The following is a 3,867-nucleotide window of genomic DNA, read 5'->3' as shown; positions in this document are numbered from 1 at the left end:
CAACGCATCCGCGTTGCGATGTTCCGCGAAAAGTCGCGGGCGCGCGTTCGCGCTTGCGGCGCTGCGCGCCGAGGTGCCGGTTCGGCCCCGTCAGGGGCCGCAAGGCCGACCGGCCGCCCGAGCCAATGCGAGGCGCGACGCACGGAAGTGCGGAGCATCAAAAAAGACCAAACCCCTCAAAAACCTTCCACCTGCGCAGCGATCCAGTCCGCGCAGGCGTCCGGGTTTTCCATCGGCGCCAGATGGGAGTGACCGGGCAGTTCGCTGATGATCGCCCCGGCGCGTGCCAGGCCGTTTGCATTCATCACGGTGGAGGCCTTGCCGGCTTTCAGGACATGCACCGGCGCGCCTGCATTGCGCGCAGCTTTCAGCGGATCATGCCGGTGCGAAGCGTAATTGGCGGCTTCCCAGCGCGGATCACATTGAAGGGCCACCCCGCCATCCACTGGCTTCAACCCGGCAGAGAGGTAGTCCTCCAGCACACCCTCTGCCCAATGAGCGAAGGGCGGGCGCGCGCCATAGCTTTCGGTCACAGCTTGGGCACTCTCCCACTGATTGCGCCGCCGCAGCGCGCCTTGCACCAGAGGGAAGCGCCGCCAAAGGACATGCCAGAGCGGGGTGTGGTTCAGCGCATAGAAGCTCGCCGGCAGTATGACCGGGTCGATCAGCGCAAGGCCCAGCGGCTTTACCTTGAGGTGCTCGGCCGTGAACAGGCAGGTGACGGCGCCCATGGAATGGCCGGCCAGCACGAAGGGGCGCGCATCCAGCTGATCCAGAAGCGCGATGACATCGCGCGCGTAGACATGCCAGTCGCGATGGGCCGCAGGGTCGGCGGGCAAGGTGGAGGCCCCATGCCCGCGCAGGTCCGGCGCGATGATCTCGTAGTCTCCGGCGAGCTGGGACAGCAGGCGGCGGGCGGAGCGGGCATTGAACCCGTTTCCGTGCAGGAAGACGATGCGGGTAGCGCCGGGCTTCGGCCAGACCAGAGCCGCCATATCTCCATCGGCAAGCGTGAAAAGGCGCTGTTGCGGTTCGCGAATGTCAGACGGGGCGTCGCTCAACGGGGCCTCCCGTGGCAGGTCAGGGCAGGGAAAAATGCGCCTGTTCGCCGCCTGATCAAGGCCGGGCCACACCCGGCCGACATCTGCTCTGCCCTTTTGCCCGTATAGGAAGAGGGTCCGCGATGAGGAGCATGGTGATGATACGGACACTTCTGGCGAGCCTTGCCTGCCTGTGTGTCAGCGCTGCCGCCGCCCTGGCGCAGGCAGATATTCACGATCCGTGGGACGCGCTTCTGGAGCGCCATGTCACGCGCGGCGCGGATGGCATTGACCGGGTCGACTACGCAAGCTGGCGCGCCGATGCAGCAGACCGGGAAGCGCTGGAGGCCTATATCGCGGCGCTGGAGGCGCTTGCGGTTTCCACCTTGCCGGACGCAGAGCGGTTTGCCGTCTGGGCCAATCTCTATAACGCGGTGACGGTGAGGCTTATCCTCGACGAGGCGCCATCGGACTCCATCCGTCAGATACGCCCGACGCTTTTCTCCATCGGCCCGTGGGGCATGGAGCTGACCCGCAGCGAAGGCCGAACCCTGTCGCTCGACAATATCGAGCATGACATCATGCGCGTCCAGTTCGAGGCGGCGATGGTGCACTATGCCGTGAATTGCGCCTCTATCGGTTGCCCGAATATCGGATTGCGGGCGTGGCGGGCAGCAACGCTGGACGCCGATCTCGAAGCAGCAGCAAGGGCGTATGTAAACCATCCGCGCGGCGTCACCGTGACGGAGCGAGGGCTGGAGATTTCACGCATCTACAAATGGTTCGAGGAAGATTTCGGCGGCAATGATGCAGGCGTCATCGCCCATTTGCTGCGCTTTGCAGAACCCGAACTGGCAGAGCAGATACGCGCCAATCCGCGCATCGTCCGTCACCGCTATGACTGGTCGCTCAACGCGCCCGGCAACTAGCCGGCATCGCGCTCGGTGTCACAGATGAGGCGGGCCAGTTCATGGTCCGTCTTCAGCGGCCGCCCGTCCAGGGATGCAGCCGATACAGCGCCGAACAGCGCATTGGTCACGATGACGGCATCGGCAGAGGCGAGCGATTCCCGCCGGAAATGCCCGTCTTCGACATGCAGGCCCCGCAGCGCAAACGCCTCGAGTATGGCCGCGCGGGTCGTGCCGGGCAGGGCGCCTGTATCAGTCGCAGGTGTGTAGATTGTGCGTCCCGTGACCCAGAAGAGGTTGGCACTGTCGGCGCAGGCGACGCGCCCGTCTGGCGATAGCAGGACGGCCATGTCCCCGCCGCGCGTGCGCGCCATGCGCCGGGCGAGAATATTGTCGCCGTAGCCAATCATCTTGTAATGGGCCGCGAGGGTGAGCGGCGCGCGGCGCGGAGCATCGAGTGTAATGAGGCGCAAGCCCTCTGGCGCGGGCGGCAGCGCGCTTGCGGTCATCAACAGCGTTGGTTCGCTGTCCGAGCCTTCCAGGCCACGCCCGCCCTCGCCACGCGTCAAAGTCAGGCGGATCACGGCCCGCTCAAGGCCCTTCCGGCGGACGAGCTCGCGGGCGATGCCTTCAAGGTCAAAATCGGGATCGAAGGCAATGCCGAGCGTCGTGGCTGCCTCCTTCAGCCGGGCAAGGTGCCGCCCGGCCCTGCGCACCTGCCCGTTCTCGAAACGCAGGGTTTCAAAGACTCCGTCGCCGAGCAGGAATCCCCGATCGGCAACGCCAATGCGGGCCGCAGCCTCATCCACCAGAGTGCCATTGAGCCAGATCATGTCTGTCCTGCCGCCTCCATGGCCTGTTTCAGCTTGGCAATCTTGGCGTGGGTTTCTGCCAGTTCCGCTGCAGGTTCACTGTCGATGGTGATCGCCCCTCCGGAGCGCGCTTCCACCTGCCAGCTTTCGCCGTCCGCGACAAACCCTGCCGTGCGGATCATGACGTTGAACTGCGCACTGCCATCAGGGGAGATGAGACCGGCCGATCCGCAATAGGGGCCGCGCGCCTCGCCCTCCAGCTCTGCGATGATCTCCATGGCCCGCACCTTGGGCGCGCCTGTAATCGAGCCTGGCGGGAAGGTGGCGGCAAGCAGATCCAACACATCCCTTCCCGAAGAAAGCTGGCCGGTCACGGACGAGACGAGGTGATGGACATTGGCAAAGCTCTCGACCGAAAAGAGCTCCGGCACGGCAATGCTGCCCGGTGCACAGACCCGCGAGAGGTCATTGCGCATCAGGTCGACAATCATCAGGTTTTCGGCCCGGTCCTTTGCCGATGCCGCCAGTTCTGCGGCGAGGGCAGCATCGCTGGCCGCATCCTTTCCGCGTGGCCGTGTGCCCTTGATGGGCCGAGTTTCGACGCGCCCTTGTGCATCGAGCGACCAGAAGCGTTCCGGCGAGTTAGATACAACGACACGGGCGTCATCAAGGCGCATGTAGACCGCAAAGGGGGCAGGGCTCTGCGCTGCGAGCGCCTGCATGACGCGCAGCGGCGCACCGCGCCCTTCAAGGCGGGCGGCAAAGCGATGGGAGAGGTTCACCTGAAAGACATCGCCGGCGCGCACGAACTCGCGGGCCTTTGATGCCGCATCCAGATAGCGCGCTTCGCTCCAGACCGGCTCAAGAGGTGCGGCAAGGCGGCAGACAGACCGGGCCATAGCGGGCTTTTCGAGCGCGTCAGTCAGCCTGCGGGCCGCATCATCGCGTCCGGCCATCGTCAGCGTGCGCGCACGGTGATCGAAGATCGCGATGGCGTCATACACGCCCAGCTGCATGTCCGGCCATGGCGTGACCGGGCTTGGTGGCCGGGGCAGGTTTTCGAAGCGTCCCGATAGCTCGTAGCCCAGAAGCCCGCCAATCCACGCG

Annotated in this window: 4 protein-coding genes; 1 reads left to right on the top strand and 3 read right to left on the bottom strand. The window is 65.4% G+C overall.

What is annotated here, in order from left to right; translation table 11 throughout:
* Positions 1 to 176: 176 nt before the first annotated feature.
* Entirely contained in the window at positions 177 to 1,061 is an 885-nt protein-coding gene (locus ACTS2Z_RS11085; protein ID WP_442573271.1) for an alpha/beta fold hydrolase, read from the bottom strand.
* Positions 1,062 to 1,198: 137 nt separating this feature from the next.
* On the opposite strand from ACTS2Z_RS11085, the gene ACTS2Z_RS11080 reads away from it, so the two are divergent.
* Positions 1,199 to 1,969: a DUF547 domain-containing protein gene (locus ACTS2Z_RS11080; protein ID WP_442573270.1), complete on the top strand. Its 771-nt coding sequence runs from the start codon at positions 1,199 to 1,201 to the stop codon at positions 1,967 to 1,969.
* Here ACTS2Z_RS11080 and ACTS2Z_RS11075 read toward each other — a convergent pair.
* Both ACTS2Z_RS11075 and ACTS2Z_RS11070 read right to left on the bottom strand, forming a co-directional pair.
* The gene (locus ACTS2Z_RS11075; RefSeq protein ID WP_442573269.1) at positions 1,966 to 2,781 is read right to left on the bottom strand and encodes an aminotransferase class IV; all 816 of its coding nucleotides are present in this window, start codon (positions 2,779 to 2,781) and stop codon (positions 1,966 to 1,968) included. The genes ACTS2Z_RS11080 and ACTS2Z_RS11075 overlap by 4 nt on opposite strands.
* Positions 2,778 to 3,867: anthranilate synthase component I family protein (locus ACTS2Z_RS11070; RefSeq protein WP_442573267.1), on the bottom strand; the 1,090-nt coding region annotated here is incomplete at its 5' end. The genes ACTS2Z_RS11075 and ACTS2Z_RS11070, both read right to left, overlap by 4 nt.

It is taken from the genome of Glycocaulis sp. (assembly GCF_052168375.1).
Classification (GTDB): domain Bacteria; phylum Pseudomonadota; class Alphaproteobacteria; order Caulobacterales; family Maricaulaceae; genus Glycocaulis.
This window is presented reverse-complemented; position numbering and strand designations above follow the sequence as displayed.